Below are 17,599 nucleotides of genomic sequence, written 5' to 3' on the forward strand. Positions count from 1 at the left end.
TATTGATATAACAATCATCCTAAAGCAGTTGAGCAATGAGTTACAGTGAAATACTTTCGCCTTCGTTGAGAATATATAGCGGCGTTTGAGTGTTCATTTCATCAGCCATATGTAATAAGCGCAGCAAGGCTGAATGGCTAGTGTGATCGCCCATTCTCCAACTTGAGTTACCATAACCCCACGGTATCATTACTTTGCAGTTAAGATCTTGTGATGCGTTAAGTGCATCCTCAGGTGTAGTGTGCACATAACGATACCATTTGGGGCTCTCTTCGCTGTAATACGAGGCTATGGGCAGTAGGCATATGTCTATATCGCCGTATTTTTGTTGAATGTCTTTAAAGTGCTTTGAATAACCGGTGTCGCCTGCAAAAAATAAGGTATTGCCGTTTTGCTCAAGTAACCAGCCATTCCAAAGGTCTTTATCGTTATCTTCATAAATAAAAGGCACTAATATACGGCTACTAAAATGATGCGCTGGTAAGGCGTGAATTGTTAAATCATCAAATTGTGTTTTTGCGTACCAAGCCATTTCGCTAATGTTAAATCCGCCAGTAGGGAAGTTGTCGGCCAAACCGAGTGGCGTTAAGTAGCGAGGTTTATTACCAAGCTCTTTTATATCGGCTTTATTAAAATGATCGTAATGAATATGCGAGTACATCACTGCACTTAAGTTTTTAAGCTCGTGTTGTGTAAGCCAATCGCCGGGTTGCCTGTAAAACCCTGAGGCTAACCTAAAGGCTAAATCAACAGGGGAATCAAATTGCTCTTTTACAGGGTCAAATAGCACGTGTTGCCCGTTCGGTGTGCGAACCATAAACCCAGCGTGTCCCAGCCAGCGTAAAGTAAAGCCCGTATTTAAATTAATGGGGTTTTGCTCAGCAATAAATTGGCAGTTTTTGCTGTCTTTTTCGCACTGTAATTTAGGGCTAGGCGGGTAGCAGTCGGTTTCGCAGGTGGTTAGGTACGTTTTTTTACCTGGGTAGAGGTTGTGGTAGCGGCCTTTGCGATCGCCATCTTGATGTAGCGGAGTAATGGTATTTTCCCCTGCAATCACCTCAATGCGATTAGCGGTTTCGCAAGCGCTAAGCAGTGTTGATGCAAGTATTAGGGTGATAGCTTTGTACTTCATTTTTATTGTTCTAGTTATTGTTTTTACTAAAGTATAACAACAGCAGCGCATTAGCATATAGTTCAAAGGTAACAAAAAGTAACATTAAAAAAGCCTGCAATTTAGCAGGCTTAGTAAACGGGTTTAAACTAATTAGCCAGCGCTATTCATTTGCTCAATAAACTTGTTCGAATCGGCAATTGATTTATTCATGTCATTCATCAGTACTTGAATGTCGCGTTTAAGGTTAGTGAATTCACCTTTAATAGCGGCAACCGCTTGTGCGTTTAAGTTATGCTTTAAGTACAGTACGTTATCTTGTAAAGAAGATAATACTGGTTCCATTTTGCTCTCGGCGCTGCGCATAGAGCGCAGTAACTGGCTAAATTGGCGCTGTGTTGCAGCTAACTTTTTACTGCTTTCGCGTTTAAGTGAGGCGCTTTTGTATTGCTCAAGTTCATCGCTCCACTCATCAAATAAAGCCTCGGCTACGTCTTCAACTTTATTTATATTGCTCGATACTTCATTGGCTGCTGCTAAGCTCGATTCGTAGTCGTCATTAAGTTGGTTGTAGGCATCTTGTAACTCGCCGCCATCAAAATTAATTAAGGTTGTTAGCCGCTCAAGTGCGGATTGAAATTCTTCTTGCGACTCTTGCTGTGAATCTTTGGTTTCCTCTACGCGGTCAATAAGAATGTCGCGCTTATGTACACCTACTTTTTCCATCGCTGAATAATAGGCCGACTGACAGCCCGATAAGGTAAGCGTAATGGCCAAAACCGATGCGCTAAGTAAAGTTTGTTTTTTCATTTGGTTCCCTATTTACTAGTAAGTGCTGTAAATTATGGTGCTGATTGTTATCATAATCAAAATTCAATTAGCATAAGTCAATTGTATGAATGATAAGCTCTCCCTTTATAAACAGCAAGCTATCTCCTTTTTAAGGCAGCAGCCAGGCTGGTGGATGCAGTATGTTAATCGCTGTATCGACGATCAAATTACAGTGAATGCAGGCTACCTTGCCTATGTTACTTTACTTTCGTTAGTGCCTTTAATTGCGGTAGGTGTGGCAATATTTTCGGCTTTTCCGGGGTTTGAGTCGACCCGCATAGCCATAGAAAGCTTTTTATTCACTAACTTTGTACCTACCTCGTCAGATGTCATTAAAGAGCACATAAGCTCCTTTGCGGGCAATGCAAACCAAATGACAGCAGTCGGTATTGGTTTTTTAGCAGCGATTGCGCTGCTGCTGATACGTAATGTTGATGCCACGCTTAATCGCATTTGGCGAATTAAGAAAAAACGCCCTATGATGATCTCTTTTGCTGTTTATTGGATGGTATTAAGCCTAGGTCCGGTGCTACTGGGTGCAAGTATTGGTGTTACTTCGTATATTGTGTCGTTGGTTTCGTTTGCCGATCAGGGCATTCCTGGGTTTAGTGGCTTTTTATTAAAGCTGGTACCCTATGGTTTTTCGATGATTGGCTTTTTAATGTTATATACCTTAGTGCCTAATACACCTGTCTCTATTAGGGCTGCACTACCAGGCGCGCTTTTTGCGGCAGTTTTATTTGAACTGACTAAAAAAGGCTTTGCACTTTACATTAGTCACTTTCCATCGTACGAAGTAATTTACGGTGCTGTTGCGACCATACCTATTTTATTTGTGTGGGTGTATTTATCTTGGGTGGTGGTGTTACTAGGCGCTGAATTTACAGCATGTATTAGCCCAAATGATATTGAAGATACCCCAGAAATTGAACTTGAAGAAGAGCTAAACTTAAAGGATACGCATTAAATGCAAGGGTTAATACAGCGCGTAAAACACGCAAAAGTAGAAGTTAATAACCAAGAAATTGGCCAAATAGAAAAAGGTATATTACTGCTTTTAGGTGTAGAAAAACCAGATGATGAACAAGCAGCCGATAAGCTACTGCATAAAGTAAGTAATTACCGTATTTTTACCGATGAAAACGACAAAATGAACTTAAGCCTAAAAGATATAGGTGGAGAGTTATTAGTGGTTTCGCAATTTACATTAGCGGCTAACACCAAAAAAGGCATGCGGCCGAGCTTTTCATCAGCAGCCACACCTAGCCAAGCTAACGAGCTTTACGAGTACTTTGTAACGCAAGCCAAAGCTCAAGGTATTAGCGTGGCAACAGGAGAGTTTGGCGCCGATATGCAAGTGAGCCTGTGTAACGATGGACCTGTTACCTTTAACTTATCGGTTTAATTATCAGATTTAGTAACAATAACGATATGATTAACAAAGCCCGCTACTTTATGCGGGCTTACTTTTACCCCAAATACATTTAGCAATAACTGCTGCAATTGAATTAACTGCGACTCATGCTGCGATAAAAAGTTAATAAATAGTGTGCCACCCACATTGAGCGCATCATATATTTTTTGATAAAACGCGGGTTCAAATAAAAATCGTGGCGCGTCTAACTGGCTAAATAAATCTAGAATAATCCAGTCATTGCTATGTGCTTTGCTAAGTATATTTTGCGCGTCATCGCATACCACATTAGCTTGTTTTTCTATGGAAAAAAAATCGCTATAGCAGGCGATAATATCAGCGTTTTTCTCAACGGATGTTATTTGAACGTGTGGATAGGTATGTTGTAAGTAATTACGTATAGCACCGCCGCCAAGGCCTAGCTCTAGTACACGATTTGGCGCTGCCAAGGTTTGCCACTGCTTAGCCAAATAGGTTAAATGTGGAAATAGCAGGCGCTGTGGATTGTTAAGCTCTATTACCGATTGCAAAGTATCGTTAATTAGTAGCCAGCGCAGCTGCCCATACTGGCGAACCTGTATGTGATCGCCTGCGTATTTGTGCCAGTAAACAAGCTCACCAATAGCTTGGCTGCGGCTAATAAAGTGGCCAGTAATTACGCCTGTTGAAGGGGCTATAAAGTCGCTCATAACATTTAGCATAAACTACATGGTGCTCTGGGTAAAATAGTTAACTCAAATTGTAGTTAAGCCAAATTATTTAACCTAGTTAGCGCTTAAAGCAGCGCTAAAGGTAGTTTTAGTGTTCACACTTTAAATTAGTTATTTTACGCTCGCTTACCAAAGTCGTATTGGCAGTGTTTAAAAGATGGAGTATGGTATTTGCCATAATAATCCCAACCAACTTAATCTTTAATTTTTTAGTTTTCAATAACCAGAGTGTGGGTTAAAGAGTTATTCAGTTGGATTACATGCCGTAGCCTTTATTTTTACGGCAAAACAACAGGAGTATATATGTTTCAGGTAACTACACCGCAAAGCAGCGAAGACTGGCAAGCGTATTATCAATTACGCTGGGAAGTACTGCGCGCCCCTTGGAATGAGCCGCGAGGCTCTGAACAAGACGATATGGAACAAGATTCTGAGCATCGCTTTATAAAAAATAAAGAAGGCGATGTACTGGGTGTTGCCCGTTTGCACTTTAATAACCATGAACAAGCGCAAGTGCGTTACATGGCTGTGGCTGAAGGTAACAGAAACCAGCATATTGGTAGCCGTTTATTGCATGAGCTTGAAAAAATAGCATGGACTCAAAACGCAGGTGAGCTAGTATTATTTGCTCGCGAACGTGCACTTGAGTTTTATAAGCGCCACGGCTACGAGCTAAAAGAAAAAGCACATTTAGCGTATGGCGATGTACAACACTATAAAATGGTAAAACAAAAACCAAGCGAGCCAGGCTGGTTTCGTCACCCTGATTGGACCCAAGTGCTGCAAAATATTTGGCGCGAATCTATCCCCATTAGTGATGCAATGGGTATTAAAGTAGAGAGCTACACCGATTGGCAATTTACAACCAGCGCAGACTTAGATGCTAACTTAAACTTACATAACACCATGTTTGCAGGCTCTATTTATAGTTTAGCAACGCTTACTGGTTGGGGGGCTACGTATTTAGCGCTTAAAGAAGCGGGGCTTGAGGGCAATATAGTGCTGGCCGATGCGAGCATTAAGTACTTAAAACCACTTAATACTGACCCTAAAGGGTGTGTAGATTTACAAACGTGTAAAGGTAAACTGAGCGACTTAGAAACCGATGGTAAAACAAGTTACGTAGTGCCAGTAACTATTTATGATGGTGACAATGTAGTAGCAGAGTTTGAAGGTGTGTTTGCCGTTAAAAAATAGCGAGCCTTTAATTACAAAAAAGCCAAGCACTAAGTAATTAATGCTTGGTTTTTTTATGCACTGATTTTATAACAAATCAGTTAATAATATACCGACACCAATACGCTCAATATCGGCGTTGTAATCAATTAAGCTCTCACCGTAGCCGTTAAAGTACTGAGCATAGCCACGTAAGCGCCCCCAGAGTGGGAATGACCAATCAAGTTGAATCGCACCACGGTTATCTGAATTTAAATTATTACGAGTCATAAAGCTAAACTCATGATCGTGATAGCGGTACGCGCCGCTAAACTCAAAATAACCCATGTATTTGTAAATATCAGGGTTGTCATCGCCATCGGCTTCTAATGGATCTTCTTTTTCATCTTCAGCAATGCGGTACCAAGGCTTAAAGCTAAACACAAAGCCTTCATTTTCCCAAATGAAATCAGCGTAAATACGGTTCCACGAACGAGAGTTAGGTTGGCTGCGGCCATTAGACTGATGCGAAATACCCAGCGCGATGGCCATCTCGTCGCCCCACAGTACGTTTTCTTGGTCTAGGTAATTTACCCAAAAAATTTCTGGCTCGTAGTTAGTTTCACGAAATGGAGACGAAATTTCTGAGTTATAAATTTGCCAGTATGACTGCAGTGTAAAGCCAAAAAATATGGCTTGGTCATCATCTGCAAAATCATCAAACAGCGGTACTTTAATAGAAAGCTGGTATTTAGCTTCAAGATTATCGAGCGGCTCGCCATCTTGCTCATCGGTTAACTCGTCAAAGCCATCAAACGGTCGATCGTTAGGATGTGAGACATACGACAGTGGCAAAATATAGTTACGTTTATGTGGCGTAATTACGTTACGGTTTTTTTTACTTACTTCTTCGCGGGCTTTTCGTTTATCAAGTGCGGTAAGTTGTTTGTTTTCCTCAAGCGCTGAACATTTTATACGTAACTCGTCTAAGGTTTGCTTACCATCGCCACCAATTACTTCGTTTAAAATACATTGCTTAACAAGCTCTATATCGTTGTCTTGTTCGTTTTTTTTAACCTCTTGTTGGGCAAAAGAGGGAGTACTTAGTAAAGCCGTAACTGCAATCCAATAACGCCAGCTCATTGTTTATTCCTTTGGGAGTAAGGTAGATTTATAAATTATAACGTGTTTTTACATATGTAACGGTGAACTTTCACTGAATTTACACTTATTTGATTACTTTACGTTTACACTGTTATCACAGATCAAAAAAAAGCGGCATAAAGCCGCCTTTTAGTAAGTTAAGTAACTTACTCTCACGCAATGAGAAGGGGGAGCTACAACAACATGTGTTATAGCTCAAATACGTTGGTAAAAAACTTATAAAGCTCAGTACCTTGGTTTACGCTTGCCGAGGCAAAATGCAAAATAGCAATTGCATCACAATCAAGGCTTAATGTTTGTAATGGTTGCTCACTCAAGTAGCGCTCCATACGTAAAACATGTGCAATAGGCTCGCCTGCTTTAATATGCCCACCTAGTGGGGCTACATATTCAACCATGCCGCCAATAGGGGCGTAGTAAGCAAAGTAGTCATCTAAATTGCACGCGTAGCGGGTTATATTGCTCGGTTTGTGTGGTGCGTCTACCAATACATTTTTATGATTTAAGTAACTTAAAATGCTATTTGCATCGTTGAGTGCTTCTGTTAAGTCTATTTTTTCTTGGCTACCTAGCTCAACCGTAAAGGCCTCTACCTGTACGTTAAAGTCCCTGCCTTGTACACCAAGTGCATCACTTAGGTGCCACCATGGGCAAAAGCTTGCTTCGTCCATGGCGCCATCAAAGTCGCTTGGGATCAGCAGTACATGCTCAATGTTAAAATAACTGGCGCTCTCGGTTGCATACGTTGGGCAATATAAGTGCTTGCTTGAAATAGGCCCTGTGTGTAAATCAAGGACTATGTCGGCCTGGTGCGCAAGCTTTTGCAAATTAAGCGCAATGCGTTTACCCGTATTAAGTAAATAAGCCGGGCCGTTAAGTTTAGTGTCTATTTCATCAATCAGGGCTTGTTTAAAGTTATTTTTTAAAGCTGCATCGTCGTACTGGCTATGATCTTTGGCAAACTGGGTCACTAAATCATTGTTGTAGTGATACATGCGGTTCCAGTTAGTGCCAGTAATCGGGTCGAATCGGCCAAGGGTAAATTCCCCTGATTTTTGATTACAGCCAATAGGGTTAGCATAAGGTACTAAGGTAATGTCGCCTTTTAAATTGAGCTGTTTTAATTGCTCTAACAGCTGAAAAATAACCGCGTTACCTTGCACTTCAGCGCCGTGCATGTTTGCTTGAATATAAACACTTGGTCCGCTGCCATTGCCTTTTAAGCGATACACAGGAATAGTGAGTGGTAAGCCGTTTGCCACTTCCCCTACTACAATATTTTCTTGGCTAATGGGTGTTGTTATGCTCATGATTATTACCTTAAATAGTGGCTGGCATCTTCTGCTTGGCGTACACAGGTGAGCTCACCATTGTGTAACACGTATTCTGCTGCCAGTTCATGGCATAAAAAATATGGCATGCTTTCGGTAAAACCATAGGCGCCACATTGGCTAAATACCAGCCAGTCTTGCTCGTTTAAATCGCTTGGTAGGGTGTGCTCGCCTAAACAATCAAGGGCTGTGCATAATGGGCCATATAGGCTCATTGCTTGTTTTGGCGCTGTTGATTCGCGCAGTAACGCCGTAGGAAAATCTTGGCTTGTAACTGCAGGGCGCAATAGGTGGTTAATGCCACCGGTTAAAATCACTTGCTGTTGGCCGTAGTTTTGTTTGCTCTCAACTACAGGGTTAGCGTAATGACCGCATTCGCCTACAGCGTAACGGCCAAGCTCCATCCAGAGTTCATCTACACCTGCATCTTTTTTAATTTTAGCAAGCGCGCCTATAAGGTCATCCCACTCAAGTGTTGCATCGTTTGGTGTGTAAGGAATACCTAAACCGCCTCCTAAATCTAAAATTTTTAGGTTTATATTTAAGTTATTGGCGAGGGCTGTAAGCGGTGCAATCATTTGCGACCACAGCTCGCTTAGCTTTTGCGTGCTAAGCATATTGCCCCACTGAAAAATATGCAGGCCATCAAAATTAAGGGCTGGGTAATCGCCAGTATTGAGTGCTTGCCATTCATCGCAGCCAAGCCCAAACGGAGTTAGGCTATCGCCGCCTAGTGGGTTTTTTTCACCTTCAGGCCAGCGTAGTTGTACACGCAGTAATACTTGCAGCTGCGTATTTTGCAGCTGCGCTTGTTGGTTTAACCAACGTACTTGATTGAGGCTTTCGGCAACAAAAATACGCACGCCGCGCTCAATAAAGTGTTTAATTTGTTTAGGGCTCTTTGCAGGCCCTGTGTTGAGCACGCGCTGCGAACTAATACCTTGTGCAAGTACTTGTTCAAGCTCACCTTTACTTGCTACGTCAAAGTTAAATCCGGCGTTGTCCAGGCATTGAATAACCTTAGAAAGCGGATTCGCTTTTACTGCATACCAAAGTTTTACATCGGTTTGTGCAACTAAACGCGTAAGGAGTGTGTTTAGTTTGTCTAAGTCGTAAACAAAAAAAGGGGTATCAAGTTGCTGAGTAAGTGTATTTACGGCGGCCTTGATAGGCGTGCTCAAAAAGCTCATTATCGTAAAACCTCTTCTAGCAATAACGATGCATCGCTTTGTTCGTCGCGGTATTTAACAATTAACGCACACGACATGCTTAGGCCTTGCTCACGAGCCCATTCATTAGACGCTGGGCGAGAGCCAGGTATTACAATTGCGTATTCTGGGATTGGCTCGCCTTTATCAAGCTGACGCTCATTAACGCAGTCGTATACCGGAATGGTTGCAGATAAACGTACGCCTGGTGCCAGTACTGCACCTTTTTTAACAACTACGCCTTCAACAATGACACAACCTGCACCAATAAATGCATCGTCTTCAACCACGACTGGGCTTGCACCAATTGGTTCAAGTACACCGCCAAGTTGCACAGCTGCGCTCAAATGTACGTTTTTACCAACTTGCGCACACGAGCCCACTAATGCGTGGCTATCAACCATAGTGCCTTCGTCGATGTATGCGCCAATGTTTACGTACGCTGGTGGCATAATAATAGTGCCTTTAGCGACGTATGCACCACGGCGAACACTGGTGCCACCTGGTACCATACGCACGCCATCTTCAGTGCTAAATTCTTGCGGTGCAAGGTTGTGTTTATCTACAAAACCACCTGCAAACTCAGTGTTAGTGCCATTTTTAAAGGCTTCTAAAATGCCTTGTTTTACTTCTACGTTAGCTTCCCATTGGCCGCTTTCGTTTTGTGATGCTGCGCGTACTGCGCCCGATTCTAAATTATTTAGTAGTTCTAACCAGCTCATTATAAAAACCTGTATTTAATGCCAAGATAAAATGGTGTCGTTTGCAGTGGTAATGCAATCGGTTTGCGTTAACTCAAGGTGTGTTAAAGGTGGGCGCAGCAACGGGCTACTTAAGCGGCCTTGTTGGTGCATTAGCACTTTAACGGGAATAGGGTTTGCTACAGCAAATAGGCTATTAATAGCGCGAGTCCACTGAGCAAATAAATTGGGGTGTTGGCCACTTAGGCTACGTTTTACAAACTCGTGTGTTTGTAAAGGCCATGCATTGGCCGCAACCGAGACTAAGCCTTTTGCACCTGCTTGGGCAAAGTAGGGCATAAGTGCATCGTCGCCACTGTATAGCGCTAAATTAGGCGCGGCTTGTCGGTATGCTTCAAATTGTGTGATGTTGCCACTGGCTTCTTTTAAGGCCCAAAGTTTTGGGTGCGCTTTTAAGTTTTCAATGGTTTCGATAGGAATGCTTACACCGCTGCGCCCAGGTACGTTGTACAACATACACGGATGCGCGCTTTCGTTTAATAAGCTTTCGTACCAATGTGTTTGACCTACAGCCCCTGGTTTTGCATAAAGCGGCGAGCCTAATAAGTAGCTGTGAATAGGTAATTGGTTACAGTAGCTAACCCATTCTTCTTGTTGGGCTAAATTACTACCGCCCACAGCAACCATAAGCGGTACGCTGGGTTTTAATTGGCACACGTGCTCAACAATGCCTTGCTGCTCTTTAAGCGTAAGGGCTAAGCCTTCACCTGTACTACCGAGCAGTAAAATACCGTTTTGTGCCGCTTCTTGTGCGCTAACAAGTGTTGTGAGCGTGTCGTAGTCAACATTACCTTGTTGATCAAACGGCGTAACAAGCGCTGTCCACAGTGCGTAGTCGTCTAAATTGAAGTTGTTGATCATCTCTTACGAACCTATAAGGTGTTCGAGATATTAAGGAGGCTGTATGATGTGAGCCGCATTAACGTCGTTCGAACAGTATTCGAAGAGCGAATGGGCTTAAAATAATAGGGCGCACGGCCTTATTATTTAAGACCAGAAGCTCTCCACCAAACTAATAAGCTGCTTTAAAGCTGCTATTGGTGACAGTCGCTAGGATTCAACCTAGTCGCCCGAAGTAATTGCTTCGCAAAAGCGTTTACCTCTCGGCGGTATTCCCCTGGCGTATGCTCACTGGAGTTTGCGCTCCTAACATACGCTACCTGAATAACGCACCTCTTCTAGCCCTTTGTATTTTGCGTAAACACAAAAGGTTTAACAAAATACAATTTAAATAGGGTAATTGCGGCGATTAAAACATTTTAGCCGTCTAGGTGTCAAGCTGCTAAATACAGAACAGCTCATCGAAAATAGCGGTGGTTACGTATTGGCTGCTTTTCTCGTACACTAACCCTATAAGCAGCGAGGTATTTAATAAGTATGGAAAAATTTAGTGATATTTATAAGCGAGCGGTAGAGCGAAAAGGCTCTGAAAAAATGCTTAAGTTATTACTCGCAAAACCTTTATCTAAAAAAGCGTTAAGCACGTTAAGTGACGACGACTGGCTTGAAGAATTTACCCGAAAGGTTTTTCAAAGTGGCTTTTATTGGTCGGTAATAAACAGCAAATGGCCGGGCTTTAGAGAGGTTTTTTGGCAGTTTAGTGTTGATAAGTTATTAATGATGCCGCCCGATATGCTAGAGCAAAAAGCAACGGATGAGCGCATTATTCGTAATTATAAAAAAGTGAAAACGATTCCTGAAAATGCTTACATGATCCACGAAATAGCACAGGAGCATGGCAGTTTTAGCAAGTTTATTGCCCAGTGGCCAACAGATAATATTATTGGTTTATGGGCGCATTTAAAAAAACACGGCGCTCGTTTAGGTGGAAATACTGGCCCCTATGCTTTAAGAGCGCTTGGTAAAGATACATTTTTACTTTCGCGGGATGTAGAAAGTTACCTAAGAGCGCATAAAATAATTGATGGCGGGCTGCAAACTAAAAAATCACTCACTGCTGCGCAGGCATTTTTTAACGAAATGCAAAAACAAAGTGGTTTAAGCATGCAAGAGCTGAGTTTAATTGTGGCTTACAGTGTGGGCGATAACCGTGTAGGCATAAGCCAACAAACAGAGGATTAACCATGAATCTAGTGCCAAGATACACAGACATAGCAGATAATTTCGCGATAGAGGATCAACCCTCAAGTGTTGCTGCCCCGCAATTGCTGCTGTGGAACGCATCGTTAGCTAAGCAGTTTAATATAGTTGTTGAGCCACAGCTGCGCGCTAGTACCTTTGCAGGCAATGAACCACAGCAAATAAAGGCGGTAGCGCTTGGTTATTCTGGGCACCAGTTTGGACACTTTTCACCACGTTTGGGTGATGGGCGAGCACATTTACTCGGTGCTATAAGTGATGATAAAAACCAGCTGTGGGATATTCAATTAAAAGGCTCTGGTGCTACCCCGTATTCTAGAGGGGGCGATGGGCGGTGCGCACTAGGTCCAGCTATACGTGAATATATTATGAGCGAAGCTATGCATGGCTTAGGGATTAAAACCACGCGGTGTTTGGCTGTTGTAGGCACTGGTGAAGTTGTTTATCGTAATCCGCCACAACCAGGCGCAATTGTTACCCGTTTGGCAAGTAGCCATATTCGGGTTGGCTCGTTTCAATATTTAGCAACTCAAGGTGATGTCGAAGGATTAAAAAAATTAGCTGATGTAGCTATTGAGCGTCATTACCCAAGTATAAAATCAACAGGGGCACAGCGCTATTTAGACTTTTTAGCAGCCGTTATAAATAGTCAGCTAGCGCTGGTTATTAGCTGGATGCGAGTGGGCTTTATTCATGGCGTTATGAATACTGATAATACCTTAATAAGCGGCGAAACTATCGACTACGGCCCGTGTGCAATGATGAATAGATTTGATTTTGATACTGTGTTTAGCTCAATTGATAAGCAAGGTCGTTATGCTTATGGTAATCAACCAAACATAGCGAGCTGGAACTGCGCTCGTTTAGCTGAGAGCCTAATACCGCTGATAAATGATGACGACGAACAAGCTGTAAGTTTAATGACGCCTATAATCAGCCAGTTCTCAACGCTATTTAACGAGCAGTACAATCAAATGTGGGCGCAAAAACTGGGCTTAGCAGGTCATAACGAAGACGATGTGGAACTTGTCAGTAAGCTATTATTGTTATTTCAAGAGTATAAGCTCGATTACACCAATACCTTTGATACCTTAACCGAGTCACTAAATGGTGGCAAAGTACCAGATGAATTAACGCAATGGGCCCAGTTATGGCAAAAAAGATGTGATGAAAACAGCTATAACCTAATGAGAGCGGCTAACCCAAGGGTTATACCGCGTAATCACATCGTCGAAGAAATCCTTGCGCAATATAATCAACACGGCGAGAGTGAGCTGTTAAGTGACTTCTTAACTGTGATGAGTAACCCATATCATAAAACAGCTAATTTAGTCCGCTTTCAAGAGACTGGTGAAGACGACAAGGGCTATCAAACTTTTTGCGGTACTTAAGTACTGTAAATATATGTAAGTTTTTGATTAAAAATAGTCATTTTTACATAATGCAGTGTACAATGATTGAGCAGTTATATACTCAGTGGTATTGTGCACGTTCATAAAAAGTAACTATTTATAAAATACCATTATTTATTAATTGTAGATTAGGTAAAAATTTTTACTTAACCTACAATTGGTGGTTGGAATGCCTGTAGATCGTTGAAAAAATTTATAAACTTTATTTTTCGTTAAGTATTGATTAACAAAAGCTCGGGTAGTGTGTACAAAACTGGTTGAGCTAGTACAGAATTAGCTACAATTTTCTAAGTTGTTAAAATGGGAAGAAAACAATGAAATTAAAATCACTTACAATTGCAATTGCGTTAGCTGCAACTAGCGCGTCTACATTCGCTGCTGATAAAGAAGAAGGTTTCTACATTGGTGCATTTGGTGACTACTATGATGCGTCATGGGAAAACATGCGCGCTCAAGCTGGCCTTGATGTAAACGAGTCAACTGGCTGGGGTGTAGAAGCAGGTTACCGTTTCAGCGATTACTGGAGCGCACGCCTTGAGTATGCAGATATGGACTTTAATGCGTTCGATAAAGCTGCGGGCAATCGTAATAATATTGACGGCGAGCGTTACGGTATTGATGCGCTTTACCACCTTGACGGCGGTCCTTTCTACGGCTTGTTCGGTATTAAAGAAATGGACGTAGTCGATGACAACACATTCTTAAACGCAGGTGTTGGTTACCAACACTTTATTACAGACGGCTTTTTCGTAAACGCTGAAACTGCGGTATATCAAGGTCTTGATAAAGGTTACACAGATGTAGGTGCTAAAATTGGTATTAACTACTTATTTGGCCAAAACTCTATGCCTGAAAAGCCGGTAGAGCCAGCGCCTACAGCAGTAGTAGAAGTACCTGTACAACCTAAAGACAGCGACAACGACAACATCTTAGATAAAGATGATAAATGTCCTAACACACCAATGACAGACGCTGTTGATGGCGATGGCTGTACTTTATATGAAGACCGTGAAGTAACAACTAGCTTACTCGTTACTTTCCCGCATGATTCAGCAGAAGTTGGTTCACAGTACTTTACTGATATCGCTTCAGTATCTGAGTTCTTAAAAGAGCACACAGATACAACAGTACTACTTGAAGGTCATGCTTCAGCTGTAGGTAATGCAAACTACAACAAGATGCTTTCTAAAAAGCGTGCTGATGACGTTGCTAAAGAGCTAATTAAAGATGGTATTGCTGAAGATCGCATTACTACTGTAGGTTTAGGTGAAGAGCGTCTTAAAAACACAGCTAACACTAAAGCAGCTCACGCTGAAAACCGTCGTGTAGAAGCACATGTAAAATCTATTGAACGTGTAAAAGTTAAGCGTTAATAGTTACTTACCTTATTTTAAAAACCCAGCTTAGTGCTGGGTTTTTTTATGCCTTTAAAACAGCATGCGCAGTATTGATCTGATTAAACAAGAATGATTATTACTTAACAAACATTCATGAAAATAGAATTTACGCTTACCACTATTCATAATATTTATAGTCGGTATAATCAGTTGCTTAGCTGGATGGATTTTCATCTATACATAAAAGCTTTATAATCCCGCGTTAGAATACTATAAGTATTGGGTTACTTTTTTTTGCGCATGAGGCGCTACCGAATACTTTCACGTCACCAAGAGGGCAATATTGTGCTACAAGAATATCGTAAACACGTAGAAGAACGTGCCGCGTTAGGTATCGTACCAGCGCCATTAGATGCTCAGCAAACGGCTGATCTTATTGAACTAATTAAAACTCCACCAGCAGGTGAAGAAGAGTTCATCCTAGATTTATTAATCAACCGCGTACCACCAGGTGTTGATGATGCAGCATACATTAAAGCAGGCTTTTTAGCAGCAGTGGCTAAAGGCGAAGCACAATCTCCATTAGTATCTAAAGAAAAAGCAGCAGAATTATTAGGTACAATGTTAGGTGGTTACAACATCGCCCCAATGATTGAGCTTCTTGATGACGAAACACTTGCACCTATCGCTGTAAAAGGCCTATCAAACACATTGTTAATGTTTGATGCATTTTACGATGTAGAAGAAAAAGCAAAAGCAGGCAACGAGCACGCTAAAAAGATTATTAAATCTTGGGCTGACGCTGAATGGTTTACTAACAAACCAGCTGTTGCTGAAAAAATCTCAGTTACTGTATTTAAAGTAACCGGCGAGACAAATACCGATGATTTATCACCTGCACCAGATGCATGGTCTCGTCCAGATATCCCGCTTCACGCTTTAGCGATGCTAAAAAATGAGCGTGATGGTATCAACCCTGAAAAACCAGGTGAAGTTGGACCTATCTCACAATTAGAAGAATTAAAAACTAAAGGCTTACCACTTGCATATGTGGGTGACGTTGTAGGTACTGGTTCTTCTCGTAAATCTGCTACTAACTCTGTGCTTTGGTTTATGGGTGATGACATTCCGTTTGTACCAAACAAGCGCGTTGGTGGTGTATGTTTAGGTAACAAAATAGCGCCTATCTTCTTCAACACAATGGAAGATTCGGGTGCGTTACCAATCGAGTTAAATGTTGATGAGTTCAACATGGGTGATCAAATTGATATTTACCCATACGAAGGTGTTGTTAAGCGCCACGGTACTGATGACGTTATCTCTACTTTTGAACTTAAATCAGACGTAATTTTAGATGAAGTACGTGCCGGTGGCCGTATTCCACTAATCATTGGTCGTGGTTTAACAGATAAAGCACGTACCTCTTTAGGTTTAGGTGCTACTGACGTATTTAAAGTACCAGCAGTAACTGAAGTGTCTGATAAAGGCTTTACACTAGCTCAAAAAATGGTTGGTAAAGCATGTAACGTAGCAGGTATTCGCCCAGGCCAATACTGTGAGCCAAAAATGACGACTGTAGGTTCGCAAGATACTACAGGCCCTATGACACGTGATGAGCTTAAAGACTTAGCATGTTTAGGTTTCTCTGCAGATTTAACAATGCAGTCATTCTGTCATACCTCTGCTTACCCTAAACCAATTGACGTAAACACACACCATACGCTTCCTGATTTCATCATGAACCGTGGCGGTGTTTCACTTCGTCCAGGTGATGGTGTAATTCACTCTTGGTTAAACCGTATGTTATTACCAGATACAGTAGGTACTGGTGGTGATTCACATACACGTTTCCCATTAGGTATTTCGTTCCCAGCGGGTTCTGGTGCAGTAGCGTTTGCAGCTGCAACAGGCGTTATGCCACTTGATATGCCTGAGTCTATTTTGGTTCGCTTTAAAGGTGAAATGCAACCAGGTATCACTTTACGTGACCTAGTACACGCAATCCCTTACTACGGTATTAAGCAAGGCTTATTAACAGTAGAGAAAAAAGGTAAAATCAACGAATTCTCTGGTCGCGTACTAGAAATCGAAGGTGTTGAGCATTTAACTGTTGAACAAGCGTTTGAATTATCAGATGCATCAGCAGAGCGTTCAGCAGCAGGTTGTACTGTTAAACTTTCTAAAGAGTCTATCAGTGAATACCTTGAGTCTAACATTGTTATGCTTAAATGGATGATCTCTGAAGGTTACGGCGATGTACGTACAATCGAACGTCGTATTACAGCAATGCAAGAGTGGCTAGCAAACCCAGAACTTATGGAAGCTGACGCTGACGCAGAGTACAAGCACGTTGTAGAAATCGACCTAGCAGAAATTAAAGAGCCAATCCTTTGTGCTCCAAATGACCCAGATGATGCACGTTTACTTTCTGATGTAACAGGCGAGAAAATCGACGAAGTATTCATCGGTTCTTGTATGACTAACATTGGTCACTTCCGTGCTGCGGGTAAATTACTAGATGGCTTTAGCGGTCGTATTCCAACTCAACTTTGGGTAGCTCCACCAACGAAGATGGATAAAGACCAACTAACTGACGAAGGTTACTACGGTATCTTTGGCCGTGTTGGTGCACGCATCGAAACGCCAGGGTGTTCACTGTGTATGGGTAACCAAGCACGTGTTGCTGATAAAGCAACGGTTGTTTCTACCTCAACACGTAACTTCCCTAACCGTTTAGGTACAGGTGCAAATGTATTCTTAGCATCAGCTGAGCTTGCTGCAGTAGCTGCAATTTTAGGTAAATTACCTACACCAGCTGAGTACCAAGAATACGCGGCGAAAATCAACGCAACGGCTGCAGATACATACCGTTACTTGAACTTCCACCGTATGCCTCAGTACACTAAAAAAGCAGATAACGTAATTATTCAGCAAGCTGTATAATTAAACCTGTTTTAAAAAACCCGCTTAGGCGGGTTTTTTATTGGCTAAAATAAAATTCAAAACTTTCAGTAGTTAAGTTCTAAAAAAATAATTAGTAAATAAAGTTGAAAATTAACAAAAAA

At 41.8% G+C, this 17,599-nt stretch carries 15 protein-coding genes and 1 riboswitch; of the genes, 7 read left to right on the top strand and 8 right to left on the bottom strand.

Annotated features, from left to right (window positions below; translation table 11 throughout):
- Positions 1 to 40 precede the first annotated feature (40 nt).
- Both WDB87_RS05660 and WDB87_RS05665 read right to left on the bottom strand, forming a co-directional pair.
- The gene (locus tag WDB87_RS05660) at positions 41 to 1,132 is read right to left on the bottom strand and encodes an MBL fold metallo-hydrolase (protein ID WP_337849328.1); all 1,092 of its coding nucleotides are present in this window, start codon (positions 1,130 to 1,132) and stop codon (positions 41 to 43) included.
- Between the two features lie 132 nt (positions 1,133 to 1,264).
- On the bottom strand, positions 1,265 to 1,921 hold the full coding sequence (locus WDB87_RS05665; RefSeq protein ID WP_286245840.1) for a DUF2959 domain-containing protein: 657 nt from the start codon (positions 1,919 to 1,921) through the stop codon (positions 1,265 to 1,267).
- 85 nt (positions 1,922 to 2,006) lie between these two features.
- On the opposite strand from WDB87_RS05665, the gene WDB87_RS05670 reads away from it, so the two are divergent.
- On the top strand, positions 2,007 to 2,909 hold the full coding sequence (locus tag WDB87_RS05670) for a virulence factor BrkB family protein (RefSeq protein ID WP_286245841.1): 903 nt from the start codon (positions 2,007 to 2,009) through the stop codon (positions 2,907 to 2,909).
- The gene (dtd, locus tag WDB87_RS05675; protein WP_337849329.1) at positions 2,910 to 3,347 is read left to right on the top strand and encodes a D-aminoacyl-tRNA deacylase; all 438 of its coding nucleotides are present in this window, start codon (positions 2,910 to 2,912) and stop codon (positions 3,345 to 3,347) included. It begins immediately after the preceding gene.
- Here the strand turns inward: dtd and WDB87_RS05680 are convergent.
- Entirely contained in the window at positions 3,344 to 4,057 is a 714-nt protein-coding gene (locus tag WDB87_RS05680; protein ID WP_337849330.1) for a spermidine synthase, read from the bottom strand. The two genes, dtd and WDB87_RS05680, sit on opposite strands and share 4 nt — an antisense overlap.
- A 312-nt stretch (positions 4,058 to 4,369) precedes the next feature.
- Between WDB87_RS05680 and WDB87_RS05685 the strand changes: the two genes are divergently transcribed.
- The gene (locus WDB87_RS05685) at positions 4,370 to 5,263 is read left to right on the top strand and encodes a bifunctional GNAT family N-acetyltransferase/hotdog fold thioesterase (protein ID WP_337849331.1); all 894 of its coding nucleotides are present in this window, start codon (positions 4,370 to 4,372) and stop codon (positions 5,261 to 5,263) included.
- Positions 5,264 to 5,329: 66 nt separating this feature from the next.
- Here the strand turns inward: WDB87_RS05685 and WDB87_RS05690 are convergent, their stop codons facing one another.
- The 5 genes from WDB87_RS05690 to dapA form a co-directional block, all read right to left on the bottom strand.
- Positions 5,330 to 6,364 (bottom strand): phospholipase A, encoded by a 1,035-nt coding sequence (locus WDB87_RS05690; protein ID WP_337849332.1) that lies wholly within the window; start codon positions 6,362 to 6,364, stop codon positions 5,330 to 5,332.
- A gap of 209 nt (positions 6,365 to 6,573) precedes the next feature.
- A complete protein-coding gene (locus tag WDB87_RS05695; protein ID WP_337849333.1) occupies positions 6,574 to 7,695 on the bottom strand; it encodes a succinylglutamate desuccinylase/aspartoacylase family protein in 1,122 nt (373 codons plus the stop codon).
- A 5-nt stretch (positions 7,696 to 7,700) separates the two neighbouring features.
- On the bottom strand, positions 7,701 to 8,906 hold the full coding sequence (locus WDB87_RS05700; RefSeq protein ID WP_337849334.1) for a PLP-dependent decarboxylase: 1,206 nt from the start codon (positions 8,904 to 8,906) through the stop codon (positions 7,701 to 7,703).
- Positions 8,906 to 9,646: a 2,3,4,5-tetrahydropyridine-2,6-dicarboxylate N-succinyltransferase gene (locus WDB87_RS05705; RefSeq protein ID WP_054983375.1), complete on the bottom strand. Its 741-nt coding sequence runs from the start codon at positions 9,644 to 9,646 to the stop codon at positions 8,906 to 8,908. The genes WDB87_RS05700 and WDB87_RS05705 overlap by 1 nt, the downstream gene beginning before the upstream one ends.
- A gap of 15 nt (positions 9,647 to 9,661) precedes the next feature.
- On the bottom strand, positions 9,662 to 10,546 hold the full coding sequence (gene dapA, locus WDB87_RS05710) for a 4-hydroxy-tetrahydrodipicolinate synthase (RefSeq protein WP_337849335.1): 885 nt from the start codon (positions 10,544 to 10,546) through the stop codon (positions 9,662 to 9,664).
- 128 nt (positions 10,547 to 10,674) lie between these two features.
- Positions 10,675 to 10,871, bottom strand: a riboswitch (Lysine riboswitch).
- A 191-nt stretch (positions 10,872 to 11,062) separates the two neighbouring features.
- On the opposite strand from dapA, the gene WDB87_RS05715 reads away from it, so the two are divergent.
- The 4 genes from WDB87_RS05715 to acnB all read left to right on the top strand — a co-directional run bounded on the left by WDB87_RS05715 (position 11,063) and on the right by acnB (position 17,477).
- Entirely contained in the window at positions 11,063 to 11,767 is a 705-nt protein-coding gene (locus WDB87_RS05715; protein WP_337849336.1) for a DNA-3-methyladenine glycosylase I, read from the top strand.
- Positions 11,768 to 11,769: 2 nt separating this feature from the next.
- Positions 11,770 to 13,176, top strand: a complete 1,407-nt coding sequence (locus WDB87_RS05720; RefSeq protein ID WP_337849337.1) for a protein adenylyltransferase SelO — start codon at positions 11,770 to 11,772, stop codon at positions 13,174 to 13,176.
- Between the two features lie 335 nt (positions 13,177 to 13,511).
- Positions 13,512 to 14,570 (top strand): OmpA family protein, encoded by a 1,059-nt coding sequence (locus tag WDB87_RS05725; protein ID WP_286245851.1) that lies wholly within the window; start codon positions 13,512 to 13,514, stop codon positions 14,568 to 14,570.
- Between the two features lie 309 nt (positions 14,571 to 14,879).
- Positions 14,880 to 17,477, top strand: coding sequence for a bifunctional aconitate hydratase 2/2-methylisocitrate dehydratase (acnB, locus tag WDB87_RS05730; RefSeq protein ID WP_337849338.1), 2,598 nt, complete (start codon positions 14,880 to 14,882; stop codon positions 17,475 to 17,477).
- The last annotated feature ends 122 nt before the right edge of the window (positions 17,478 to 17,599 follow it).

Origin of the sequence: Pseudoalteromonas sp. C12FD-1 (genome assembly GCF_037414265.1) — a bacterium.
GTDB lineage: Bacteria > Pseudomonadota > Gammaproteobacteria > Enterobacterales > Alteromonadaceae > Pseudoalteromonas.